General features: G+C 62.1%; 24 protein-coding genes. 15 read left to right on the top strand and 9 right to left on the bottom strand.

Annotation, left to right across the window (positions count from 1 at the left end):
• Window position 1: 1 nt before the first annotated feature.
• The 5 genes from BZG29_RS05635 to BZG29_RS05655 all read left to right on the top strand — a co-directional run bounded on the left by BZG29_RS05635 (window position 2) and on the right by BZG29_RS05655 (window position 5165).
• Window positions 2–970 (top strand): D-alanine--D-alanine ligase, encoded by a 969-nt coding sequence (locus BZG29_RS05635; RefSeq protein ID WP_077399853.1) that lies wholly within the window; start codon window positions 2–4, stop codon window positions 968–970.
• Window position 971: 1 nt separating this feature from the next.
• Complete coding sequence (locus BZG29_RS05640; RefSeq protein WP_077399856.1) at window positions 972–1790, top strand: cell division protein FtsQ/DivIB; 819 nt, start codon at window positions 972–974, stop codon at window positions 1788–1790.
• Between the two features lie 49 nt (window positions 1791–1839).
• Window positions 1840–3072: a cell division protein FtsA gene (gene ftsA, locus BZG29_RS05645; RefSeq protein WP_010394955.1), complete on the top strand. Its 1233-nt coding sequence runs from the start codon at window positions 1840–1842 to the stop codon at window positions 3070–3072.
• A gap of 154 nt (window positions 3073–3226) precedes the next feature.
• Complete coding sequence (gene ftsZ / locus BZG29_RS05650; RefSeq protein ID WP_034748865.1) at window positions 3227–4435, top strand: cell division protein FtsZ; 1209 nt, start codon at window positions 3227–3229, stop codon at window positions 4433–4435.
• Window positions 4436–4658: 223 nt separating this feature from the next.
• Window positions 4659–5165: a peroxiredoxin gene (locus BZG29_RS05655; RefSeq protein WP_077399860.1), complete on the top strand. Its 507-nt coding sequence runs from the start codon at window positions 4659–4661 to the stop codon at window positions 5163–5165.
• Between the two features lie 46 nt (window positions 5166–5211).
• On the opposite strand, the gene BZG29_RS05660 is transcribed toward BZG29_RS05655, so the two are convergent.
• Complete coding sequence (locus tag BZG29_RS05660; protein ID WP_077399863.1) at window positions 5212–5979, bottom strand: class I SAM-dependent methyltransferase; 768 nt, start codon at window positions 5977–5979, stop codon at window positions 5212–5214.
• Between the two features lie 104 nt (window positions 5980–6083).
• Here BZG29_RS05660 and BZG29_RS05665 point away from each other — a divergent pair, with 104 nt between their 5' ends.
• From BZG29_RS05665 to lpxC, 3 genes are all read left to right on the top strand, one after another.
• The gene (locus BZG29_RS05665; RefSeq protein WP_077399866.1) at window positions 6084–6857 is read left to right on the top strand and encodes a helix-turn-helix transcriptional regulator; all 774 of its coding nucleotides are present in this window, start codon (window positions 6084–6086) and stop codon (window positions 6855–6857) included.
• 160 nt (window positions 6858–7017) lie between these two features.
• A complete protein-coding gene (locus BZG29_RS05670) occupies window positions 7018–7860 on the top strand; it encodes a DMT family transporter (RefSeq protein ID WP_077408973.1) in 843 nt (280 codons plus the stop codon).
• 88 nt (window positions 7861–7948) lie between these two features.
• A complete protein-coding gene (lpxC, locus tag BZG29_RS05675) occupies window positions 7949–8884 on the top strand; it encodes a UDP-3-O-acyl-N-acetylglucosamine deacetylase (RefSeq protein ID WP_077399869.1) in 936 nt (311 codons plus the stop codon).
• Window positions 8885–9044: 160 nt separating this feature from the next.
• Here the strand turns inward: lpxC and BZG29_RS05680 are convergent, their stop codons facing one another.
• Window positions 9045–9554 (bottom strand): DciA family protein, encoded by a 510-nt coding sequence (locus BZG29_RS05680; RefSeq protein WP_077399872.1) that lies wholly within the window; start codon window positions 9552–9554, stop codon window positions 9045–9047.
• Between the two features lie 279 nt (window positions 9555–9833).
• Here BZG29_RS05680 and secA point away from each other — a divergent pair, with 279 nt between their 5' ends.
• The gene (secA, locus tag BZG29_RS05685; protein ID WP_077399875.1) at window positions 9834–12602 is read left to right on the top strand and encodes a preprotein translocase subunit SecA; all 2769 of its coding nucleotides are present in this window, start codon (window positions 9834–9836) and stop codon (window positions 12600–12602) included.
• 81 nt (window positions 12603–12683) lie between these two features.
• Here secA and BZG29_RS05690 read toward each other — a convergent pair whose 3' ends face one another.
• A complete protein-coding gene (locus BZG29_RS05690) occupies window positions 12684–13922 on the bottom strand; it encodes an alpha/beta hydrolase (protein ID WP_171984943.1) in 1239 nt (412 codons plus the stop codon).
• 322 nt (window positions 13923–14244) lie between these two features.
• Between BZG29_RS05690 and argJ the strand changes: the two genes are divergently transcribed.
• The 5 genes from argJ to BZG29_RS05715 all read left to right on the top strand — a co-directional run bounded on the left by argJ (window position 14245) and on the right by BZG29_RS05715 (window position 17533).
• Complete coding sequence (gene argJ / locus BZG29_RS05695) at window positions 14245–15483, top strand: bifunctional glutamate N-acetyltransferase/amino-acid acetyltransferase ArgJ (RefSeq protein ID WP_077399881.1); 1239 nt, start codon at window positions 14245–14247, stop codon at window positions 15481–15483.
• Window positions 15480–16361, top strand: coding sequence for an ATP-binding protein (locus BZG29_RS05700; RefSeq protein ID WP_077399884.1), 882 nt, complete (start codon window positions 15480–15482; stop codon window positions 16359–16361). The genes argJ and BZG29_RS05700 overlap by 4 nt, the downstream gene beginning before the upstream one ends.
• On the top strand, window positions 16358–16780 hold the full coding sequence (locus tag BZG29_RS05705; protein ID WP_077399887.1) for an NUDIX domain-containing protein: 423 nt from the start codon (window positions 16358–16360) through the stop codon (window positions 16778–16780). Before BZG29_RS05700 ends, BZG29_RS05705 begins: the two co-directional genes overlap by 4 nt.
• A gap of 120 nt (window positions 16781–16900) precedes the next feature.
• Window positions 16901–17110: a hypothetical protein gene (locus BZG29_RS05710; protein WP_077399890.1), complete on the top strand. Its 210-nt coding sequence runs from the start codon at window positions 16901–16903 to the stop codon at window positions 17108–17110.
• A 6-nt stretch (window positions 17111–17116) separates the two neighbouring features.
• Entirely contained in the window at window positions 17117–17533 is a 417-nt protein-coding gene (locus tag BZG29_RS05715) for a PIN domain-containing protein (protein ID WP_077399893.1), read from the top strand.
• Between the two features lie 142 nt (window positions 17534–17675).
• On the opposite strand, the gene yacG is transcribed toward BZG29_RS05715, so the two are convergent.
• The 6 genes from yacG to BZG29_RS05745 all read right to left on the bottom strand — a co-directional run bounded on the left by yacG (window position 17676) and on the right by BZG29_RS05745 (window position 23101).
• On the bottom strand, window positions 17676–17867 hold the full coding sequence (gene yacG, locus BZG29_RS05720) for a DNA gyrase inhibitor YacG (protein WP_034748814.1): 192 nt from the start codon (window positions 17865–17867) through the stop codon (window positions 17676–17678).
• An 18-nt stretch (window positions 17868–17885) separates the two neighbouring features.
• The gene (gene zapD, locus BZG29_RS05725) at window positions 17886–18641 is read right to left on the bottom strand and encodes a cell division protein ZapD (RefSeq protein ID WP_077399896.1); all 756 of its coding nucleotides are present in this window, start codon (window positions 18639–18641) and stop codon (window positions 17886–17888) included.
• A gap of 62 nt (window positions 18642–18703) precedes the next feature.
• Window positions 18704–19351, bottom strand: a complete 648-nt coding sequence (gene coaE, locus BZG29_RS05730) for a dephospho-CoA kinase (protein ID WP_077399899.1) — start codon at window positions 19349–19351, stop codon at window positions 18704–18706.
• Window positions 19352–19382: 31 nt separating this feature from the next.
• Window positions 19383–20252: an A24 family peptidase gene (locus BZG29_RS05735; protein ID WP_077408974.1), complete on the bottom strand. Its 870-nt coding sequence runs from the start codon at window positions 20250–20252 to the stop codon at window positions 19383–19385.
• 106 nt (window positions 20253–20358) lie between these two features.
• The gene (locus tag BZG29_RS05740; protein WP_077399902.1) at window positions 20359–21555 is read right to left on the bottom strand and encodes a type II secretion system F family protein; all 1197 of its coding nucleotides are present in this window, start codon (window positions 21553–21555) and stop codon (window positions 20359–20361) included.
• A gap of 73 nt (window positions 21556–21628) precedes the next feature.
• Entirely contained in the window at window positions 21629–23101 is a 1473-nt protein-coding gene (locus BZG29_RS05745; RefSeq protein WP_253192789.1) for a DHA2 family efflux MFS transporter permease subunit, read from the bottom strand.
• Window positions 23102–23305: 204 nt separating this feature from the next.
• Between BZG29_RS05745 and BZG29_RS05750 the strand changes: the two genes are divergently transcribed.
• On the top strand, window positions 23306–24460 hold the full coding sequence (locus BZG29_RS05750; protein WP_077399905.1) for a hypothetical protein: 1155 nt from the start codon (window positions 23306–23308) through the stop codon (window positions 24458–24460).

The raw sequence follows: 24460 nt of genomic DNA on the forward strand, positions 1-24460 counted from the left end.
TGTGAACCAAGCTTCAGCTATCGACGTAAAACAATTGGGCAAGGTCGGCGTCCTGTTCGGCGGCCGTTCGGCCGAGCGCGAAGTGTCGCTGATGTCCGGCGCGGGCGTGCTGGCCGCTTTGAAAAGCCATGGCGTGGATGCGCATGGCTTCGACACGGGCGAACGCAGCCTGGCCGAACTGGCCGCTGAAAAGTTTGACCGCGTCTTCATCGCGCTGCACGGCCGCTTCGGCGAAGACGGCAGCCTGCAGGGCGCGCTGGAACAGCTGGGCATCCCGTACACGGGCAGCGGCGTGATGGCTTGCTCGGTGGGCATGGACAAGGTCTATACCAAGATGGTCTGGCTGATGCACCAGCTGCCGACGCCAAAGTACGCGGTGCTGGACGACAGTTCCGATCTGGCCAAGGTCGCTGCGGAACTGGGCTTGCCGCTGATCGTCAAGCCGCCGCATGAAGGCTCGAGCATCGGTATCACGACGGTCAACGAAGCGTCCGCCTTCCAGGCCGCCTACGACATCGCCGCCGGCCTCGATGATTCGGTGCTGGCCGAGGAATTCATCAAGGGCCGCGAGTTCACCGTCGCGATCCTGGGCAAGGGCGCCACGGCGCGCGCGTTGCCGCCGATCGAAATCGTCGCGCCGCAAGGCAATTACGATTACCAGAACAAGTACTTCACAGACGATACGCAGTATTTCTGCCCGCCGCAGCTGGACCCGGCCATCATCGCCGAGATGGAACGCATCGCCCTGGCGGCGTACCGCGCCCTCGGCTGCGAAGGCTGGGGACGGGTCGATGTGCTGATGCGCGCGGTCGACAGCAAGCTGTTTTTGCTGGAGGTGAATACCTCGCCCGGCATGACCGGGCACTCGCTCGTGCCGATGGCGGCGCGCGCGGAAGGCACCAGCTATGAAGACCTGTGCCTGGAAATCGTTGCCGGCGCAAGCCTGAAAATGCACAAGGGACGGCGCTGATATGTGGCATGACGCTAAAAGCCTCAATACGACTGCCAACGGCCTGCTGGCCGCGGTGCTGGTCGTGTGCGTGGCCGCCGGCGTCTGGTGGGTGTCGCAGCGTCCCATGTTCGACCTGCGCACGATCAAGGTGGAAAGCGCGGACGACAAGGGCCTGCGCCACGTGAATTATCTGACCCTGCGCAGCGGCACACTGGGCCGCATCAAGGGCAATTTTTTCACGACCAACCTGGAAAGCGTGCGCGGCGTGTTCGAATCGGTGCCCTGGGTACGCCGCGCCAGCGTGCGGCGCGAGTGGCCGAACCAGCTGATCGTGGCGCTGGAAGAACACGAAGCGCTGGGCACCTGGGGCGAGGACGGACGCCTGCTGTCGGTAAAGGGCGACGTGTTTACGGCCAATGTGGCCGAGGCCGAGGATGACCATGAACTGCCCGCGTTTTCGGGACCGGATGGCAGCGAAAAGGAAGTGCTGGCCACCTACGTGCAGCTGGCAAAGTGGTTTGCGCCGCTGAAGATGGTGCCGGAAACCCTGTCGCTGTCGAGCCGCTATGCGTGGACCGTAAAACTGGATAACGGCATGAGCGTGGCGCTGGGACGCGAGCAGAATCATACGACCCTGAAGGCGCGGGTCGACCGGCTGGTGGGCATTTACCCTCAGCTGGCGAGCCGGCTGGAAAATATCGACACGATCGATATGCGTTACCAGAATGGCCTGGCGCTCAGTTCCGCCGGCCTGGTGATACCGGCCGAAGGCAAGGATGGCAGGCCGGCAGCGGCAATCAAGAAGAAAAATGGCAGTCCGATTAAAAAACCGACTTAACCGAATAATCAATTAATCAATTAATAGCCCAAAAAACTAGGCGAAAGAAATGACAAAAGACGCGAAAAACCTGATCGTCGGCCTCGACATCGGCACCTCGAAAGTGGTGGCGGTGGTAGCCGAAGTGATGTCCGACGGGCGCCACGAAGTGATCGGGCTGGGCCAGCACGAATCGAAGGGCCTGAAAAAGGGCGTGGTGGTCAATATCGAGGCCACGGTGGAGTCCATCCAGCGCGCGCTGGAAGAGGCCGAGCTGATGGCCGACTGCAAGATCCGCAATGTGTATGCGGGCATTGCGGGCAGCCATATCCGCAGCTTCAATTCCAGCGGCATGGTGGCCATCAAGGACAAGGAAGTGACGGCGACCGACGTGGCGCGCGTCATCGAGACGGCAAAAGCGGTTAACATTCCGACCGATCAGCAATTGCTGCACACGGTGCCGCAAGAGTTCATCGTCGACAGCCAGGAAGATGTGCGCGAGCCTATCGGCATGAGCGGCATCCGCCTGGAGGTGAAGGTGCATATCGTCACCGGCGCCGTGTCGGCGGTGCAGAACATCGTCAAGTGCGTGCGCCGCTGCGGCCTGGAAGTGTCGGACCTGATCCTGCAGCCGATGGCGTCCGCCGATGCGGTGCTCACGCCCGACGAGAAGGAACTGGGCGTGGTGCTGATCGACATCGGCGGCGGCACGACCGATGTGGCGGTATTTTCCGATGGCGCGATCCGCCATACGGCAGTCATTCCCATCGCCGGCGACCAGATCACCAACGACATCGCCATGGCCTTGCGTACCCCGACCGCGGAAGCGGAAGAAATCAAGATCCGCTATGGCGTGGCCAAGCAGGTCCTGGCCGATCCCGGTGAATCGCTGGAAGTGCCTGGCCTGGGCGACCGCGGCCCACGCAACCTGTCGCGCCAGGCGCTGGCGGCAGTGATCGAGCCACGTGTCGAAGAGCTGTTCGCGATGGTGCACCAGGTGGTGCGCGAATCCGGTTACGAAGGCGTGCTGTCGTCGGGCATCGTGCTCACGGGCGGCACCTCCATCATGCCCGGCATGGTGGAAATGGCGGAAGACATTTTCCTGAAACCGGCGCGCCTGGGCACGCCCGAGTATCGGGGCCAGCTGGCCGACGTGGTGCGCAGCCCACGCTATGCCACGGTATTGGGCCTGCTGCTGGAAGCGAAGAAGCAATACCTGCGCGGTCACATCGTGACGCGTCAGGACGGCTCGGTGAAGGCAGTCTGGCAGCGCATGAAGGAATGGTTTTTAGGGAATTTTTAAGGGCGTACTTCAGGCCCGGCAGCACAGGTTTTTTGGCAGCATCGCAGGTACACACACATAACTTTATTTTATATTTAACCGCAGTTTTCAATCTCCAGTTCTCCTACCAATATGAGGCCTGGCGCTTGGAAACCGCATCTGATAGGAGCACATCATGGAGTTCGATATGGTCGATAACACAGCTTTAGGTACCGTCATCAAGGTCGTCGGCGTCGGCGGTGCGGGTGGCAATGCAGTCCAACACATGATCAACAAAGGCATGTCGGGTGTGGAGTTCATTGCCGCCAACACCGACGCACAGGCCCTGTCGACATCGAAGGCCCACAACATCATCCAGATCGGCGATACCGGTCTGGGCGCCGGCATGAAGCCTGCTGTCGGCCGCCAGCTGGCGGAAGAATCGCGCACGCGCATCGCCGATTCGCTGCGCGGCGCGCACATGGTCTTCATCGCTGCCGGCATGGGCGGCGGCACGGGCACGGGCGCCGCTCCTATCGTGGCCGAAGTGGCCAAGGAACTGGGCGCGCTGACGGTGGCCGTGGTTTCCAAGCCATTCTCGTATGAAGGCCAGAAGTGCATGGACATCGCCGACGAAGGCCTGGAGCAGCTGTCCCTGCACGTCGATTCGCTGATCATCATCCTCAACGAAAAACTGGAAGAGATCTACGAAGACGAAAGCATGCTGGAATGGATGCAGCATGCCGATGATGTGCTCAACAACGCGGTGGCCGGCATTGCCGAGATCATCAACGTGCCAGGCCATATCAACGTTGACTTCAACGACGTGAAAACCATCATGGGCGAGCAGGGCAAGGCCATGATGGGTACGGCGACGGCTTCCGGCGTCGACCGCGCACGCATCGCCGCGGAACAGGCTGTCGCTTCGCCGCTGCTGGACGGTATCGACCTGTCCGGCGCGCGCGGCGTGCTGGTCAACGTCACGGCCAGCCGTGGCTTGAAAGGTAAAGAGATCAAGGAAGTCATGGCCGCCGTGCGCGCGTTTGCCGCGCCGGACGCGTCGATCGCGCAAGGTATCGCCTACGACGACGCCATGGGCGACGACATCCGCGTTACCGTGGTGGCCACCGGCCTGGGCCGTGCGAAGAAAAACATCCAGCTGGTACCGCAGCAAGTGCTGCGCACCGGTACCCACAACAGCCCGTTGACTCCATCGGCTGCCATGGGTAGCGCGCAAGCGGCGACGACGACAGTTGGCGTGGCTACGCCGGCTGCCGGTTTCGACGGCATGAAGGCGCCGGCAGTATGGCGCCGCGAATCGGCTTCCGAGCAAGTGCGCGCGATGGAAAAGAATGGCATGGAGACGTATGACATTCCCGCCTTCCTGCGCAAACAGGCCGACTAAGGTGATGTGATGCATGCAACGATGACGGCGGCCTGAGGGCCGCCGTTTTTTTGCCGGGTTTTTGACTTTTACCTTTGCCTTTCCTGCCACTTTCTGCACAAATACGGCAAGTCAGGCATACTATCGCGCAGTGTCGGCAGCATGCCGGCAGAACCAGATCACGGGCGCTGTCCGCTCCATGGAACGGGCGGCGCCTTCAACCGACAGTACACAAGGAGTCAATATGACCATCAAGATCGGCGACACCCTGCCAGAAGGCACCCTGGCCGAATTCATCGAAAGCGAAACCGAAGGCTGCGCACTGGGCCCGAACACATTCAACGTGCAAGACTTGGTCAAGGGCAAGAAGATCGCCATCTTCGGCCTGCCAGGCGCCTACACCCCGACCTGTTCCGCACAGCATGTGCCGGGCTACGTCAAGCACGCTGCCGACCTGAAAGCCAAAGGCGTCGATGAAATCTGGTGCATCTCCGTCAACGACGCGTTCGTGATGGGCGCCTGGGGCCGCGACCAGAAAGCTACCGGCATCGTGCGCATGATGGCTGACGGCAACGCCGCCTACAGCAAGGCCCTGGGCCTGGACGCCGATTTTTTCAAGCACGGCATGGGCACGCGCTCGCAGCGCTACTCGCTGCTGGTCGACAATGGCGTCGTGACGCAATTGAACATCGAGCAAGGCGGCAAGTTTGAAGTGTCGAATGCGGAAACCTTGCTGGGCCAACTGGCTTAAGCGTTTCTTGTTCGCATAAAAAAACGGCGCCATCGGCGCCGTTTTTTTATTGTACCGACGGCTTGGTCGCCTCGAACATGGCCGCATCGATGCTGAACGAATAGTCGTCCTGCAGCGCAAAATATCTGCGCGCTTCCTCGGGCGCGCCATCGAACAGGTTGCGGATGGCCGCCACTCTTTCGCCTGGCGTGCGCATGCGCGCCACCCACTCGTCGAACTGCATCGTCAGTTTCCACACGCTGCGCAAGCTGTGCGTAAAGCCCGCATTGTTGAACTTGGCGCCCCATTCGCAGCTGCGGTAGTCGCGTACGTGCGACGCGTCGCGCAGCATTTCCACCGCCTGCAAGGTGCTGTCGTACAGGGCCGTCTTGGGCGCGACGATATCAACGACTAATAAGGTGCCGTTCGGGCGCAGCACGCGCCACGCTTCGGCCAGGGCTCCCGCCACATCGTTCCAGTGGTGCGCGGAAAAGCGCGTGACGACCATGTCGAAGCTGGCGTCGGCAAACGGAAGCCTGGCCACGTCGCCCTGTTGCGTGCTGATATTGTGCAAGCCGCGCTGCGCCCTGGCGCAATCGACCACGTCGAGCATGGGTTGCGCCAGGTCGTAGGCGACCACCGATTGCGCCACGGGGGCGACGGCGAAGCTGGCGTGGCCGGCACCGCAGCCCAGGTCCAGGACGACGGGCTTGCCATGGCGGCGTGCGCATTCCTGCATCAGCACCAGGTCGGCGCCTTGCGCGTGTATCGCGCTGCTCAGGTAGGCATTCGCCGTCTTGCCAAACTGTTCGGTAACGACATCGTGCTGCTGCATGGTTTTCTCCTGTTGATGGCTGAGTTCCTGCAGAATAGGGATAAAATTATCCTGTAACAAGACCATAACTTATACTGGTATATCTACTACCATGCATCCTCGTCATGTCGAACAAACTTGCTGAATTCATCCGCGCCCGGCGCGAAGCCGTCACCCCCGCCATGGCCGGCTTGCCCGGCGGCGGACGGCGGCGCACGCCCGGTTTGCGGCGCGAAGAGCTGGCACAGCTGTGCGATGTCAGCCCCACCTGGCTGACGTGGCTGGAGCAGGGGCGGCCCGTGTCGGCATCGGCCAAGATGCTGGCCCGCCTGGCGCAGGTGCTGCAGCTGAGCGCGGCCGAGCGCGCCTACCTGTTCGAGGTGGCCGACAAGCATGACCCCAGCCATGGCACGGGCGAGGGCGGGGGACCCGCCGCCGCCGAGTTGGCAGCCATCGTCACCGCCATCGACGCGCCCGCGTACATCCTCGACCGCGCATGGAATGCCGTGGCGTGGAACGGGGCGGCGTCCACGCTGTTTACGGGCTGGCTGCACGGCGACGGGGACGCGCCGAACCAGTTGCGCTTCATGTTCCTGGAACCTGGTGCGCGCGACCTGGTCATCGGCTGGCCCGAGCGGGCGCAGCGCCTAGTGGCGGAGTTCCGCGCCGATATCGGCCGTCAGGCGGATCAGGCGCCGCTGGCCGGCCTGATCGCCGCACTGGCCGATGCCAGCCTTGAATTTCGCCAGTGGTGGGGCGCGCAGCAGGTGCTGGGCCGCGATGGCGGCTTGCGCCAGTTCCGGCATGCGCAACAGGGCCTGCTTGCGTTCAATCAAGTGACCCTGCACCTGGCGCGCCAGCACGACTTGAAACTGGTGATGCTGTTGCCTGTGTCATAAGGTAAAACGGCCGCGCTTGTTATAATCGGGCTGACCGCCTGGCACTGCCTTTTCATACCATGCTGTCCTGGCTCCGGCCGTCGCCATGATGACGGTCCCGCTCTTTCGCCAGGAGTCTGTCCTGTTACCCCGCAATCAAAACCTGCGCAGCATCTATGTGATGCTGGTCGCCGTCGCCATGTTTTCTCTGATGGACACAGCCATGAAGCTGCTGTCCGCCCATTATCCACCGATGCAGGTGACGGCCTTGCGCGCCCTGTCGTCCTTGCCGCTCGTCTGCCTGTACCTGCTGTACCGCGGCGCCTTCAAGAACGTGCTGAAGGTGCGCTGGCCGCTGCACCTGTTGCGCGGCGTCCTGGGCGTGCTGATGATCACCCTGTTCGCCTACGGCCTGAAGCGGATGTCGCTGGCCGAGACGTATGCGCTGTTTTTCGTCGCCCCCTTGCTGATCACGGTCCTGTCGGTTTTTATCCTGAAGGAAAAAGTGGACTTTGCGCGCTGGTGCGCCATCGCCGTGGGCTTGCTGGGCGTGCTGGTGGCGCTGCGGCCCGGCGGTTCGGGATTCTTTTCGGTGGCCGGGCTGGCCGTGCTGGGCTCGGCCGCCTGTTACGCCATTTCCGCCGTCACGGGCCGCATCCTCAGCCGCACGGACGCCAGCGAAAGCATGGTCTTCTGGCTGATGGTGATGATGGCCCTGGGCGGCGTGGCCCTGTCGGCGCACGAGTGGGTGGGCATCCGCCGCGAAGACTGGTGGCTGCTGGCGGGCTTGTCGCTGAGTGGCTTCCTGGGACAGCTGGCGATCACGGAGGCGTTTCGCCATGGCAAGGCGTCCAGCGTGGCGCCGTTCGAATACTCGGCCCTGGCCTGGGGCATGGCGCTGGACTGGATGCTGTGGCGCGCCTTGCCCGACGAATACACCCTGATCGGCGCGGCCATCATCATCGGCAGCGGCATTTACCTGGTGCGGCGCGAAGCCGTGCATGCGGAAAGCGAGCATCCGTAATGCATGGCCGTAATGCATGGTTGTGGTATTTCTGGCGTGGGCCATGCCGCGCCGCAACGAAAATCCGGCAAATAGATATAATCGACAGATGTTAAAACAACGCACTATCAAACAACAGGTCCGCACCATCGGTGTCGGTTTGCACTCTGGCACCAAGGTGGAGCTGACTCTGCGTCCTGCCGCGATCGACACGGGCATTGTGTTTCGCCGCATCGACCTCGATCCCATCGTCGAGTTCCCCGCCAGCGCCATGGCCGTGGGCGATACGCGCATGGCTTCCGTGCTGATCAAGGATGGCGCCAGGGTTTCTACAGTGGAACACCTGATGTCGGCGGCGGCCGGCCTGGGCGTCGACAATATGTATATCGACGTGAATGCGGAAGAAATTCCCATCATGGACGGTTCCGCCTCGTCCTTCGTCTACCTGCTGCAGCAGGCTGGTGTGGAAGAGCAACAAGCGCCAAAGAAATTCATCAAGGTCATCAAGCCTGTGGAAGTGCGTCACGGCAAGGGCGACGCGGAGAAATGGGCTCGCCTGTCGCCGTACGACGGCTTCAAGCTCGACTTCTTCATCGAATTCAATCATCCGGCCGTCGATGGCACGATGCAGCGCGCCTCGGTCGACTTCGGCGACGTGTCGTATGTGCACGACGTGGCGCGCGCACGCACCTTCGGTTTCATGCAGGACGTGGAAAGCTTGCGCGGCATGGGCCTGGCGCGTGGCGGTTCGCTGGAAAACGCCATCGTGATGGATGAGTACCGCATCCTCAACGCCGATGGCTTGCGCTATGAAGACGAATTTGTGCGCCACAAGATCCTCGACGCCATCGGCGACCTATACCTGGTGGGCCACCCCTTGCTCGCGTATTACACGGCGCACAAGTCGGGCCACGCGCTGAACAACCAGCTGCTGCTGGCGCTGCTGGAGCAGCCGGAATCGTATGAAATAGTTTCCTTCGATACCAATGAGGCGGCGCCGCAATCCTACCTGCGCCAGATGGAGCGCGAGTGGTCGCTTACCTGATCTGAGCGACACCTCATTAAACCTACTGCGCGTCGGTATAGGCGGCCTGCGATGCTCACCGGCTCGGCGCCCCCGTACCTTCGTACGGTTGCGCTTCTTAGCCACCTCTCCCTTCCGCTCGCTACGGTTTTCTGAGGTGTCAAGACGCCGCATGGTGTTCTTAATCTTTTGGTTCGCGGTGGTGGCGCAGCATATTGCGCAGCGCCGCGATCAATTGCTCGTTCTGTTTCGACGCGGGCAGGGCCGTGCTCAGCTCTTCCAGGGCCGACATGGCTTTTTCCGGCAAGACCAGCGCCCGCGTATGCACGATGGGCGCGATGCTCTTGATGACTTGCACTTTCAGCTTGATGCCTGAAATCTGCCAGCCTTTTCTTTCCAGCTCCCCTTGCAATTTTGGCAATTGCTGCTTGAGCTTGGCTGCCAGCGCCGCGTTCGGCGTGGCCAGCACCAGTTGGCCGCTCTCGAATTGCAGGATGTCGCAATGCTCGAACATGGCCGGCAAGGCCTTGGCGCAATCTTTTTGCAGGGCGGCCAGGCGCGTGACGGTGGGCATCAGGGAGGCCATCGTCGCGTTGCCGCGCAGAAAATCGGTTGCGCCCGTGACGGCCGGGCCGGAGCGGGCAAAGCCGTAGCCGCGGCGCGGTGCCGGAGAATAAGTGGGAGTTCGCATGGCCGAAACATAGCACACTCGCCCCCGCGTGACGAGTGCGGCGGCGGGTGTGGTGCAGGCGGGCGGACCGTATTGCCTTACAGTATGGAAAATGTCCGCAATTTCTGCCATTTGTTTGTCATTAAGCTATTGTTATATGGCGCATTACCCCAACCATGTCGGGAACGCATGATAAAATCATCGTCTTTTGCCATAGTCGAACTCCGTGCGGTGACGCGATTACTTCCTCGTTGTTCCCTACCGAGCTTTTTTTAACGGCGTTTTTTCAAGAATTCAAGCATGTCATTACTGACCCAGATTTTCGGTAGCCGCAACCAGCGGCTGCTCAAGCAATACCAAAAAACGGTACGCGAGATCAATGCGCTCGAGCCGGCCATCGAAAAGCTGTCGGATGCCGAGCTGCAAGCGAAGACGCCTGCCTTCAAGGAACGCATCGCCGCCGGCGAATCGCTCGATGCCTTGTTGCCGGAAGCCTTTGCCGTCTGCCGCGAGGCCAGCAAGCGCGTCCTGCGCATGCGCCATTTCGATGTGCAGATGATCGGCGGCATGGTCTTGCATTTTGGCAAGATCGCGGAAATGGGCACGGGCGAGGGCAAGACCCTGATGGCAACTTTGCCAGCCTACCTGAATGCCTTGTCGGGCAAGGGCGTGCATATCGTCACCGTCAATGATTACCTGGCACAGCGCGATGCCGAGACCATGGGCCGCCTGTATGCGTGGCTGGGCCTGTCGACGGGCGTGAACATGTCGCAGATGGAGCACAGCGCCAAGCAGCAGGCGTACAACTCCGACATCACGTATGGCACGAATAACGAATTCGGTTTCGACTTCTTGCGCGACAACATGGTCTACGAAGCGCGCGAGCGCGTGCAGCGCAGCCTGAACTTCGGCATCGTCGATGAAGTCGACTCGATCCTGATCGATGAAGCGCGTACGCCGTTGATCATTTCGGGCCAGGCCGAGAACCATACGGACCTGTATCACAAGATCAATGAAGTGCCTGCGCGCCTGACTTTGCAGATCGGCGAAGAAACGCCGGACGGCAAGGGCAAGGTTGAAGTGCCGGGCGACTACACCAAGGATGAAAAAGCGCACCAGGTGCTGCTGACGGAAGCGGGCCACGAAAAGGCCGAAGGCATCCTGATGGAGATGGGCCTGCTGCCGGAAGGCGCCTCGCTGTACGATTCGGCCAACATCACCCTCGTGCACCACCTGTATGCGGCCCTGCGCGCGCATGCGCTGTACTTCAAGGATCAGCACTATGTGGTGCAGAACAATGAAGTGGTAATCGTCGATGAATTCACGGGCCGTCTGATGACGGGCCGCCGCTGGTCCGATGGCTTGCACCAGGCCGTCGAAGCGAAAGAAGGCGTCAAGATCCAGAACGAGAACCAGACCCTGGCCTCGATCACTTTCCAGAACTACTTCCGCATGTACGCCAAGCTGGCAGGCATGACGGGTACGGCCGATACCGAAGCGTACGAATTCCAGGAAATCTACGGCCTGGAAACGGTCGTGATCCCGCAAAATCGTCCGCTGCAGCGCAAGGACCGCCAGGATCAGGTCTATAAATCGTCGGCGGAAAAATACAACGCGATGTTGAACGACATCCGCGACTGCTACGAGCGCGGCCAGCCGGTGCTGGTGGGTACGACCTCGATCGAGAACTCGGAACTGCTGTCTGGCATCCTGACCAAGGCCGGTTTGCCGCATAACGTGCTGAACGCGAAACAGCATGCGCGCGAAGCGGAAATCATCGCCCAGGCAGGCCGTCCGAAAGCCATCACCATCGCCACCAACATGGCCGGTCGCGGTACGGACATCGTGTTGGGCGGTAACGTCGAGAACCAGATCAAGTTCATCGAAGCCAATGCTGAACTGAGCGACGCCGACAAGGCAGCCCAGTCGCAGACCTTGCGCGATGAATGGCAATCGCTGCACGACCACGTGGTCAATGCGGGCGGCTTGCACATCATCGGCACCGAACGCCACGAATCGCGCCGCGTCGACAATCAGCTGCGTGGCCGTGCCGGCCGCCAGGGTGATCCGGGGTCGTCGCGCTTCTACCTGTCGCTCGACGACGCGCTGCTGCGCATCTTTGCCGGCGACCGCGTGCGCGCCGTGATGGACCGCCTGAAAATGCCGGAAGGCGAACCGATCGAGGCAGGCATCGTCTCGCGTTCGATCGAGTCGGCCCAGCGCAAGGTCGAAGCGCGCAACTTTGACATCCGCAAGCAATTGCTGGAATACGATGACGTCGCCAACGACCAGCGTAAAGTCATCTACCAGCAGCGTAACGAGTTGCTGGAAACGACCGATATTTCCGACATGATCGCTTCCTTGCGTCATGGCGTGTTCACCGACCTGGTGCACGAGTACGTGCCGCATGAATCGGTGGAAGAGCAGTGGGATATCAAGGGCCTGGAAAATACCCTGTCCAGCGAATGGCAGCTCGACTTGCCGCTGCATGAAATGCTGGAAGCCGATTCGACCCTGACGGACGAAGAGATACTGGAAAAAGTGCTGGCCGCGGCCGATGCCGTGTACCAGTCGAAGATCGATATCGTCGGCAAGGAATCGTTTGGCGGCTTCGAACGCAATGTCATGCTGCAAAGCGTGGACAGCCACTGGCGTGAACACCTGGCGGCGCTCGATCACCTGCGCCAGGGCATTCACCTGCGCGGTTATGCGCAGAAGAATCCGAAGCAGGAATACAAGCGCGAAGCGTTTGAACTGTTTGGCCAGATGCTCGACATGATCAAGAACGACGTCACGAAACACGTGATGACGGTGCGTATCCAGTCGCGCGAAGAAGTCGATGCGGCCGAACAGGCGATGCAGCAGTCGCACGTGGAAAACGTGCACTACCAGCACGCCGAATTCGACCCGAACGCGGCGCCGGAAGAATTGCTGGCTCCTGCTGCCGGCGGCAACATGGATAACGTCGACGACATGAGCGTGAGCATGGGCGTCAAAGTGGGCCGCAACGACCCATGCCCTTGCGGCAGCGGCAAGAAGTACAAGGCTTGCCACGGCAAGCTGGCGTAAAGCCCGCTGCATGGACTGAACAAAAACGGAGACCGCGGTCTCCGTTTTTTTTATGCCCGGCATGTCTTGCCCGCTCCCTGCTCAGGGAAAGGCCCAGTATTGCGGCGCCTGCGAGGGAATGCCCTTCAAGCCGCCGCGGTTTTTTGCCCGTTGCCCCGTCTTGATCATGGTGGCGATATCGGTCAGCAAGACGCGGTTGCTGGCGAAGTAATCGTGCCCCATGAAGTTCATGATGACGGCCGAGGCATCGACGAGTTCCATGCCGGGGATGCCGACGACGGGGCCGCGGATATCGCCTATCCTGTCCCAGTCGGCAAAGCTGTAGGAAGCGCGGATCGCCTTGTCGTTCGCGGACGCGTACAGGGTGGCGGGGAGCTTGAGGCTGGCAAAGCGGGGGGCGATCTGGTCGCGGAAGACATCGGCATTGATGTCCGGCGCCGCCAGCACCACCTGCTTGAACAGGGGCAGCAGGTCGGGACGCTTTTCCAGCAGGTTGGCCAGGGCCACGGTCATCGGGCGGTTGCCCATGCTGTGGGCGATGAGGTAGATATCCGTGGCGGAGGAGTGCTCGGCGAAATCGGCCAGGAACGCCTGCAGGTGCGCCTGCGTCCATTCGGCGGAATTCTGGTCGTATTCGTAGCCGGCCAAGGTGCCTTTCGATGGCCAGCTGTAAAACACGGGCAGGGCGCCAATATCGAGGTCGACCGCCATCTGCGCCGTGCGCCGGGCCGCATCGTCAAAGGAATTGCTGTAGCCATGGATATAGATGAAGGCGGCATGCCGTTCCGGGGCGGCTTGAATGCGTGCCTTGACGGTGGCGAGGAAATCCGCGCGCGACAGGCGCGTGGTTCCCTTGATCAGCACATATTTTTGCGCATCGTCGCCGGACAGGATGGCGTACCAGGGCGGCAACGGCAGTTCGCCCGGCGCTCTTTTTTCAGGAATGCTGACGAGGACGCTGCCGTAGCTCAGGTGGGGCGCGGCGCGGTTGGGCTGCCAGCCATAGCTGCGGCTGCTGGCCTGGTATTGCCTGTCGGTGGCGTAGTACACGGTGACGTGCACGGCGCCGGCCGGCGGTGGATCGTTGCCAGGCTTGGGCATGCCGCTGCTGCCGGTCAGGTTACCCAGGTTGTCGATCAAGCCGCCGATGCCTGACCATGAGCTGCTCCATGGGAAGGTTGGCGGTGGCCGTCCCACCCCGGTCGTGGGTGGGAATTCTGCGGCTGGCGGCGTTTCAGCGGCCGGCGCTTCGGATGCCAGATCGGTGGCGTGGCCGACGGCATGATCGGCCGGTTCGCCTGGCAGCGTACAGGCCGTCAACGAGGCCAGCAGGCAAAGCAGGCAGCATAAGCACCATAGACGCAACCGGCATGACAAGCCTGAATCGCTGCGATGCATGCGGTAGGATTTTCCATGCGCCATGACATCCCCTCCCCGGGCGCTTGTGCGAGACGCGTGATCGTCTGTTCCTATACCTTAGCGCCGCCAGGCGGCAGCGTTCTGATAAATCGCAAGCCTGGTCATGTTGCCGACCCGCTGCGGGACCGCCCTGGCCGGCGCGACTATTCCCTTGTCGCATGTTCACCTGCGCCGCGAAGGCGCTACAATAGCGCTTCCCTTTTCCCTCGCAGAAGAAATCACCATGGCCGTCAATTCCCCCAAGCCCGTCGCCGCCGACTTGAAAGCCGTCGCCGGCATTGAAATCGGTGTTGCCGAAGCCGGCATCAAGAAACCCAACCGCAAGGATTTGCTGGTATTGAAACTGGCGCCGACGGCCACCGTGGCCGGCGTATTCACCTTGAACCGCTTCTGCGCCGCACCCGTGCAAATCTCGAAGGCCAACCTGGCCGCCGTGACGGCCGGCGCCGCGCCGATCCGCGCGCTGCTGGTCAATACGGGCAACGCGAATGCGGGCACGGGCGAATCGGGCCTGGCCGACGCACAGGCCAGCTGCGCCGCGCTGGCCGAGCTGCTGGGCTGCACGCCGCAGCAAATCCTGCCGTTTTCCACCGGCGTGATCCTCGAACCCTTGCCCGTGCAGCGCCTGGTCGCCGGCTTGCCGCAAGCCGTGGCCGCACTGACGCCGGACAACTGGTTCTCGGCCGCCGAAGCCATCATGACCACCGACACGCAGCCGAAAGCCGGCTCGCGCACCGTTACCGTCGGCGGTCACGCGGTCACCCTGACGGGCATCAGCAAGGGCGCCGGCATGATCAAGCCGAACATGGCCACCATGCTGGGTTTCCTCGCTTTCGACGCCACCGTGGCGCAACCGGTGCTGGACCAGCTGGTGAAACAGGCGGCCGATAAATCGTTCAACTGCATCACCATCGACGGCGACACGTCCACCAATGACTCGTTCATGCTGGTGGCCACGGGCGCGGGCAGCCTGGTCATCGATTCCATCGATTCGCCGCACTATGCGGCACTGGCCGCTGCCGTGACCGAACTGTCTACTTTTCTCGCGCAAGCCATCGTGCGCGACGGCGAAGGTGCCACCAAGTTCATGACGGTGACCGTGGAAGACGGCCGCAACGTGGAAGAGTGCCGCAAGATCGCCTATTCCATCGCCCATTCGCCGCTGGTGAAAACGGCCTTCTTTGCCTCCGACCCGAACCTGGGCCGCATCCTGGCCGCCATCGGCTACGCGGGCGTGGACGACCTGGACGTGGGTCAATTGAACCTGTACCTGGACGACGTGTGGGTGGCCAAGAACGGCGGCCGCAACCCTGACTACCAGGAACAGGACGGCCAGCGCGTGATGCAGCAAAGCGAAATCACCATCCGCGTGAAACTGGCGCGCGGCGATGCCACGGCCACCCTGTGGACGTGCGATTTGTCGCATGACTACGTGTCGATCAACGCCGACTACCGCTCATGACCGGCCTCGATCAATTCCTGATCCGCGCCGAACGGGTACTGGCGCGCCTCGAGTCGATCTTGCCGCCGGCCTTGCCGGCGACCGACTGGAACAGCTTTGCCTTCCGCTGGCGCCGGCGCCAGGGCGCGGCCAGCCATCTGCAGGCGGTGGCGCACGTGTCGTCCATCGCCTTGGATGACTTGCACAATATCGGCACGCAAAAGGCGCAGATCGAGCAAAACACGCGCCAGTTCGTGGCCAGCCGTCCGGCCAACAACGTGCTGCTGACGGGTGCGCGCGGCACGGGCAAGTCGTCGCTGATCAAGGCATGCCTGAACCAGTTTGCCGATCAAGGCCTGCGCCTGATCGAAGTGGACAAGGCGGATCTTGCCGACTTGCCCGACATCGTCGACCTGGTGGCGGCGCGCCCCGAGCGCTTCATCATCTTTTGCGACGACCTGTCGTTCGAAGAGGGCGAAAGCGGCTACAAGGCGCTGAAAGTGGCGCTCGACGGCAGCATCGCCGCGCAATCGGACAATGTGCTGATCTACGCCACTTCGAACCGCCGTCACCTGATGCCCGAACGCATGTCGGACAACAGCAGCTACAAGACGGACGACGATGGCGACCTGCACCCGGGCGAGACGGTGGAAGAAAAAATCTCGCTGTCCGAGCGCTTCGGCCTGTGGCTGTCGTTCTACCCGTTCAAGCAGGATGATTATCTCGATATCGCGGCGCACTGGCTCGCTTCGTTCGGCTGCACGCCGGAGCAGATCGCGCAGGCGCGCGGCGACGCCCTGCGCTGGGCCTTGCAGCGCGGTTCCCGTTCGGGCCGTGTCGCCTGGCAATTTGCGCGCGATTATGCTGGGAAACTACCTGCGGGAAAGTTGCCGCAATGAGCGAGGTGAAAGTCACACCGGTGGACGTCGCCGTCGGCATCCTGATGAAGCCGAATGGCGACGTGTTGCTGGGCCAGCGCCCGGCCGGCAAGCCGTATGATGGCTACTGGGAGTTTCCTGGCGGCAAAGTCGAACCGGGCGAAGCCATTTTGGATGCCTTGAAACGCGAGTTCGTCGAGGAACTGGGGCTGTATATCGACAGCGCCGAAGCCTGGTGCGGCGTCGAATATGTGTATCCGCACGCCCATGTGCGCCTGCATTTCTATATCAGCCGCGAGTGGCGCGGCGAGCCGCAAAGCCTGGAAGGGCAGGCGTTCGCCTGGCAGGGCACGGTCGGCGTGGAACCCTTGTTGCCGGCCACCATTCCCTTGCTGGAATGGCTCGACGAGGTACGCCGGGAATCGCTGGCGCCTGCCTGATTGACACTTGTGCCAGCGGGCAGCACCATGCTGCGTGCTGGCGCAAGCTTTCCTGTTACTTTCCTTGTATCGCGCGCGCTTTGCGCTACAGTGCTTTCATCTAGCATTGGGGAGTTGCGCATGCCGCTGACACTGACCTTTACCGATACCGATGAATTGCTGATTGCCGCCCTGCACAAGCGTGCCCGCGCGCATGGCCGCAGCATCGAAGACGAACACCGCGACATTCTGCGCAGCGCCTTGCGGCCGCTGCCGAAGCGTCCGCTCGATGATATTCTGCGCGGCATGCCCGACGTGGGGCTGGACGCGGATTTCGAGCGTCGCATCTGACGTGCGATGTCCGCCTACCTGGTCGACACGGATGTGATTGTTGCAGCGCGCAAGGGCAGCGCTGCGCCGGAGGGCGTGCGTGCTTTTTTCGAACGGGTGGTGCCGGAAATGCGCTATGTGCCGGTGCAGGTGATCGCGCAGTTGCGCGCAGGCATACAGCGCAGCTGGCGGCGCGAAGCGGCGCTGGAAGCACTGGCGCTGGAAGGCTGGCTGGAAGCCGTGCTGGCAGACTATGCGCCGCGGCTGCTGGAATTCGACCTCGATTGCGCGCTCGTGTGCGCACGCCTGCATGCTCGCGGCCATGCGCATGGCGTCGATGGGCAGATCGCGGCGATGGGCATCGCCTATGGCTTGACGGTGGTCAGCGGCAGGCTCGACAGTTTCGCGGCGCAGGGGCTGCGCCTGGAAAATCCGTTTACCTGATGCTTTTTTAACGTCTAATAAAACCGTAGCGAGCGGAAGTGGGTGGTGGTTGAGAAGCGCAACTGTACCGAGTACGGGGCCGCCGAGGCAGTGAGCATCGCAGACCGCGACCCGCGACGCGCAGTAGGTTTGATAGACGTTATTATTGCGGCTTGTTGTCTTCGTCCGCCAGCGGATCTTCGAACGGGTCGGCGGCGGGGATCGTGTATTTCTCTTCGGCCCAGGCACCCAGGTCGATCTGCTTGCAGCGTTCCGAGCAGAAGGGGCGGAATTTGTTGGCTTCAGTCCATTCGACTTTGGCGGCACAGGTAGGGCAATTAACGACGGTCATGATGGGGCAAATAAGTAACAATTAAAAATTACAGAGCGTGAGCTCGAACGGGACATCTTCTTCCAGCGGCTTGGGCTTCAAGTCGCCGCCCTGGGTGGTGAAGCGTACCCACAGCATATATTTATTGGCGGAAATTTCCGGGATGGCGCCGCTGCTTTCATCCAGGCTCAGGCGCAGCATCTGGTACACCTTGCCTTGCAGCATTTGCTGGTAGCTGCCGCCATTGGCGATCAGTTTAACGGGTCCGCCGGAATCGCGCAGCAGGCGTAAAACCAGGGCCAGTGCGTCGAACAGCGGGGCGAGCGGGGCGAACCAGGCATGGATATCGGTCAGGCGCTGTTCCGAGCTGCGTTTCTGCCAGGCAAAGTAGGACGGCAAGTCGAATTCGCAGGCGCCGCCCGGGATGATGGTGCGGCCGCGGATGCTCATCAGCCATTCATTGTCGCGGATATTCTGGCCCGTCTTGCCTTGCGCCGCCACCAGGGCGCCGCTGACGCTGTCGAGTTCGCCGAGGATGGCATCGAGCGTTTCCGGTTCCACATTCGGATTGCTGCGGTAGCCGAGCAGGCTTTGGCGCTGGCGCTCGAGTTCCTGCAGCAGGTCGGACTTCAGGTCGGCGCGGCCGGCCACTTCGAGCATATCGAAAATAGTTGCCAAGGCAACATGGTGCTGCATTGCATGCTCTTGCTGGATGAAGAACTTGAATTTGTCGTACAGGTCTTCCAGCCGCAACAAGGTACGTATGCGTTCGTTGAAAGGGTATTCGTAGACAATCAAAATAATTCCCTTAAGTAAGGACCTGCAAACAATCCCGTGATTTTGAACCAAGCGTCGACAAATTACAAACGTTGCGGCCCGATTCCGGCCATTCTTTTTGAAAATGCCAGATATAAATCGTGCAACTGGGCAATCTGCGGCGCCAGGGCGGCCAAATCGCCATTATTGTCGATCACATCGTCCGCCGCCGCCAGGCGCATGGCGCGCGTGGCCTGCGTGGCCATGATGGCTTTGACTTGTTCTTCCGACAAGCCATTGCGCGCCATCACGCGCGATACTTGCAGGCTTTCCAGGCAATCGATGACGAGAACCCGGTTGACCCGTTCCACCCAGCCGCCGGACTCGACGAGCAGGGGCACGGCAAAGATCACGTAGCTGCCCGTCGCTTCGGCGGCCGCCGCCAGGGTCGCCTGGCGGATGCGCGGGTGCAGGATGGCTTCCAGTTTTGCCTTGGCGGCGGCGTCGGCAAACACGAGGTTGCGCATTTTTGTGCGGTCGAGTGCGCCGCGCGCATCGGCGTAGTCGGGGCCGAATTCCGCCACCAGGGCCGGCATGGCCGTGCCATTTGGCGCCGTCAGGCTGTGCGCGATCTGGTCCGTGTCGACGATAGAGGCGCCCAGCGCGGCGAACTGGTCGGCCACGGTGCTCTTGCCGCAACCGATGCCGCCGGTGAGACCCACGCTGAAATACGGTGCGTTATGTAGTTGCATGTGTTTTTCCATAGGGGCAGTGTTGCGCGGGTCAGCTGGTCAGGCCCAGCGTGAGGCGCGACAGGGGCGTGCCGTACAGCAGTGCGATCAGGCCTGCCGCCGCCAGGTAGGGGCCGAACGGAATCGGTTTGTCGCGCCCCCGCTTGGCGAAGACGATCAGGCCGATGCCGACCACGGCGCCGACCAGCGATGACAATAAGATGATCGTCGGCAGCATGGTCCAGCCCAGCCACGCACCGAGCGCCGCCAGCAATTTGAAGTCACCATAGCCCATTCCCTCCTTGCCTGTCGCCAGCTTGAAGGCCCAGTACACGGCCCACAGGGCCAGGTAGCCGGCGGCCGCGCCGATGACGGCGTCTTGCAGGGGCACAAAAGTACCGTTGATATTGATCAGCAAGCCGGCCCACAGCAGGGGGAAGGTGAGGTCGTCGGGCAGCATTTGCGTATCGGCGTCGATGAAGGTCATGGCGATCAGCAGCCAGGCAAACACGAGCGTGGCCAGGCCCGTCCAGCCGCTGCCGAAGTGCCAGACCAGGAGGGCCGACAGCGCGCCCGTCAGCAGCTCGACCAGCGGATAGCGCACGGAGATGGGCGCTTGGCAGGCGCTGCATTTGCCGCGCAGCAGCAGGTAGCTGACGACGGGAATGTTTTCCATGGCCGTGATGCGGTGGCCGCAAGCGGTGCAGTTCGAGTGCGGCAGCATCAGGTTGTAGCGGTCCGTGTGCGGCAAGGGCAAGCCGCTTTCTTCCGCCACATAATTATCGGATTCGCGCTGCATCATTTTCGGCACGCGGTGGATCACCACGTTGAGGAAGCTGCCGACGATCAGGCCGAACAGGGCGGCAACGAGGGTGACGGGCAGATTGCCGGGCGCGGCGAACAGCAGGGTATCTTGCAGCATGGTGAACTTGTCTGAGGTGATGAATGTTGCCGCGCAAACATTGCCTGGCACTGCCGCAGTGTAAAACATCTGCCAGCGCATGGGGACGTTTTGCACAGGTGAATGGTCAAATCACGGCCCCCAGCTTGAAAATCGGCAAATACAGGGCGATCACGAGGGAACCGACGAGTATGCCAAGCACCACCATCAGTGCCGGTTCCAGCAGCGTGGAAAGGGTGGCGACCATAGCGTCGATGTCCGCCTCGATGATATCGGCCGCGCGCGACAGCATGGCGTCGAGCGCGCCGGACTCTTCGCCGATCAGGGTCAGCTGCGTCAGCAAGGGGGGAAACACGCCGCTGTGTTCCATGGCCAGGGCCAGGCTGCCGCCGGCGCGGATTTCGCGTTCGATGCGCGTTGTCGCTTCCTGGTACAGCGCGTGGCCGGAGGCGGCGCCCACCAGGCCGAGCGAGTCGAGCAGCGGTACGCCGGCGGCGAACATGGCGGCCAAGGTGCGCGTCCAGCGGGCGATTGCCGCCTTGCGCAAGAGGGGACCGAACACGGGCAGGTGCAGCGCCCGCAGTTGCGTGTTGCGCCGCCACGCGGGAGAGCGGCGCCAGGCCAGGTGCAACAGCACGCAAGCCAGCACGAGCACCGCCAGCAAGGCCAGCCAGTAGCGGACAACAAAGGCGGACACGCCCATGACGAGCAGGGTGGGCAGCGGCAACGGCGCGCCGAAGCTGTCGAAGACCTGGCGGAAAGCGGGCACGACCACGCTCATGATGATGGCCGTGACGACGATGGCGACGAGCACGATGGCCAGCGGATACATCAGCGCGCCGCGCACCTTCCGCCGCAGGGCGATGGCCTTTTCCTGGTGCGTGGCCAGGCGCGCCAGCAAGTCTTGCACGATGCCGGCCTGTTCGCCTGCCGCCAGCAGGTTGCAATACAGTTCGTCAAACAGCAGCGGGAACTGGCGGAACGCCTGTTGCAGGCTGCTGCCCGCCTCGATATCGTGGCGCAAGTCGCGCATTAGCGCCGTGATCGCGGGCTTGGCATGGCCCTTGCCGGCGATGTCGAAGGCGTGCAGCAGCGGCACGCCGGCCGCCATCATGGTCGACAGCTGGCGCGTAAACAGCGCGATATCCTTGCGCGTGATTGCCTTGCCGGGTACGCTGCCCGCAGCCTGCACCCGGGTGGCCAGGATGCCCTGGCTTCTCAATGCGGCCTTGGCAGCGCAGGCGTCGGCGGCGCGCAAGACGCCGTCGACCGGCTTGCCATGGCGGTCCGTGCCCTTCCACGCAAAGCGCCGCTCGGCCGCCATGTGCACCTCCTGCCATCACGATAGCAGCGTCAGGCAAAAGTACCAGCGGCGCTGGCGGCAAGCTTGATGTGGCTCAGCCTTTCGTAGTTTGCACTTCCGTCTGCACAACGGCCTGGGCCTTGACGTCGGCCGCATCCTCCTCGTCGCTGTCCGTGCCCTTGCTGATGCTTTCGCCATCGTCACGGCGCAAGGTCCAGAAGGTCAGCGAAGACAGCACCGTCAGGGCGGCCAGGGTGAGGAAGGCGTGGTGCAGGGCCGTGCTGAGCATGGCGCGGTCCGACTGCGGCATGTCGCCCAGGTACCAGCCCGTGATCAGCGAACCGAAGGCGAGGCCAAAGCTCATCGACAGTTGCTGCATCGAGCTGGCGATAGTGCTGGCCATGCTCGAATCGTTCTTGTCGACGTCGGCATACGCGATGGTATTCATGCTGGAAAATTGCAGCGAATTGAAAAAGCCCATGCATAGGCTGATGACGACGATGACGTACAGGGACGTGCCCGCGTTCACCTGCGAAAACATGGCGATGGTCACGCCGATCAGCACGGTGTTGACGATCAGTACCTGACGGTAGCCGAAGCGGGCCAGTACGCGCGCGGAAATGAATTTCATGCCCATGGCGGCAGCGGCCGACGGCATCATCAGCAAGCCCGATTGCCAGGCGGGTAAGCCCAGGCCCAGCTGGTACAGCAGCGGCAACAGGAAGGGCAGGCCGCCCACGCCCAGGCGCGTGACGAAGCCGCCCACCACGGAAACGCGGAAGGTGCGGATCTTGAACAGGGTCAGGCGCAGCAGCGGATGCAGCACTTCGCTCGAATGCCAGACATACGCGGCCAGCAGGCTGATGGAGATGAACAGCAGCACGGCAAACGAGGTGCCGTCGATGCGGTGTTCGCCAAAAATTTCCAGCAACCATGACAGCAGCGCGATGCCCGTGCCGAACAACACCAGGCCGATCAGGTCCAGCGGACGGGGCTTGTCGCCGTAATAGTCGGGCATGTAGCGGTGCGCCAGATACAGCGCCACCAGGCCGACAGGCACGTTGACGAAGAAAATCTCGCGCCACGACAGCCAGTGCACGATCAGCCCGCCGACCGTGGGTCCCAGCAGGGGGCCGATCAGGGCGGGAATGATGACGAAATTCATGGCCGCCAGCAGTTGCGACTTGGGAAAGGTGCGGATGATGGTCAGTCGGCCCACCGGCATCATCATGGCCGCGCCCACCCCTTGCAGCAGGCGCGCGGCCACCAGCATGGGCGCATTCACGGACAGGCCGCACAGGATGGAGGCGATGGTAAAGATGGCGACGGCGGCGGAAAACACGCGCCGCGTGCCGAAGCGGTCGGCCATCCAGCCGCTGATGGGAATGCACACGGCCAGGCTCAGGATATAACTGGTGACGACGGCCTTCAGGCTCAGCGGCGTCACGTTGAGGCTGGCGGCCATGGCGGGAATGGCGGTGTTGACGATGGTGGAGTCGAGTTGCTCCATGAACAAGGCGGTGGCGACCACCCAGGGAAGGTAGCTTTTAATCGGGGAACTGGTCATGGATGTGCCTGAGGAGGAGAAACGGAGCCGACAGTACGATGAATTGTCACATAAATGGCGTCCGCGTGCCTCCCGCGCCCGTCATTCTGGCAGCGTGCCGGGGGCATCGTCCATGGAACATTTGTTCTATGGCAATAGATTTCGGACAAGGCTAGCATGTGTTTTCTGGCAGCTCCGGCCTCTTTTCCTCGAAAGTCACACCACATGAAAAACGCATTTACGTTCCTTGTCCTGGGCGCGGCCCTGTCCGCATGCGGTGGCGGCAGCGATGGCGGCACGCCGGCAGCACCCGTTACACCGCCCGTCGTGGTCACGCCTCCCGTCGTGCCCGCCGACAGCGTGACGGTGGCGTCAGATGCCGTGGCCAAGGAGGCTGGCTTGAGCGTCATTGCCGGCGCCAGCGCCGATGAAAGCGTGTATGACGTGGCTGCCTATATAGGCGACACCTGGCGCATCACGTTCGACAGCGTCAAGAAAACCTATGCCATCCGCGTGCTGTCGACGCAGTTCGGCTTGAACGACCGCAGCGGCACGTTTACCGCGTCCACCAGCGGCAATCTCACCACCTACACGGCAACGGATTTCAGCGTCACCGTCGATGCGCGCACGCGTCTTCTGTCGGGCAATATCAAATTGGGTAGCATGGTCTCGACCGTCAGCGGCACCGGCTATGCCGCCACCGATGTGGCCAAGCTGGCCGGCAACTATATCTTCCTGGGCGCCATGCGGAATGCCTCGAATGGTGGCGACCGCTTCAATCCGAAGGGCAGCCTCAAGGTAGCGGCCGATGGCAGCGCGCAACTGTGCAATGGCGGCGTGTTCAATGCGCAAGGCGTGTGCTCGCCAGTATCGCCGCAGCTGGAAGCGGAAAATGCCAGCCTGACCCTGGTCAAGGATGCGAAGACCGGTTTGCTCGTCGCCCGCCAGGGCCAGCAGGATTTCGGCATTGTCCACGTGCATGCCGGCGACCGGGGGCTGGCGCTGTTCATCGACCGCTACAGCCGCAACCAGCAGAACGTGTTGCGCGTGGGCACCATCGTGGCGGCCAAACAACAGAAGATCGGTACCGAAATCGCCGGCAGCTACGCCTGCTCGGCGCCGGGCATCAGCGCGAACATCGTCGTTGCCGGCAGCACCGCCACCCTGACGAATAACACGACGGGTAAGACGCACGCGGAAACCATCACCGTCAACAAGCTGGGCCTGGGCGCGCAAGCCGTCGATTTCGATGGCATCGCCGTGTTCAAGGACCCGGCCGATGTGCCGGCAGATTACTCGATGTTCATGCCCGTGTCATCGAGCATGGCGGTCGAGTTTTCGACCGACCGCTCGTACATGGGCGTGTGCCTGAAAAAGTAA

It is taken from the genome of Janthinobacterium sp. LM6, assembly GCF_002002885.1.
GTDB lineage: Bacteria > Pseudomonadota > Gammaproteobacteria > Burkholderiales > Burkholderiaceae_D > Janthinobacterium > Janthinobacterium kumbetense.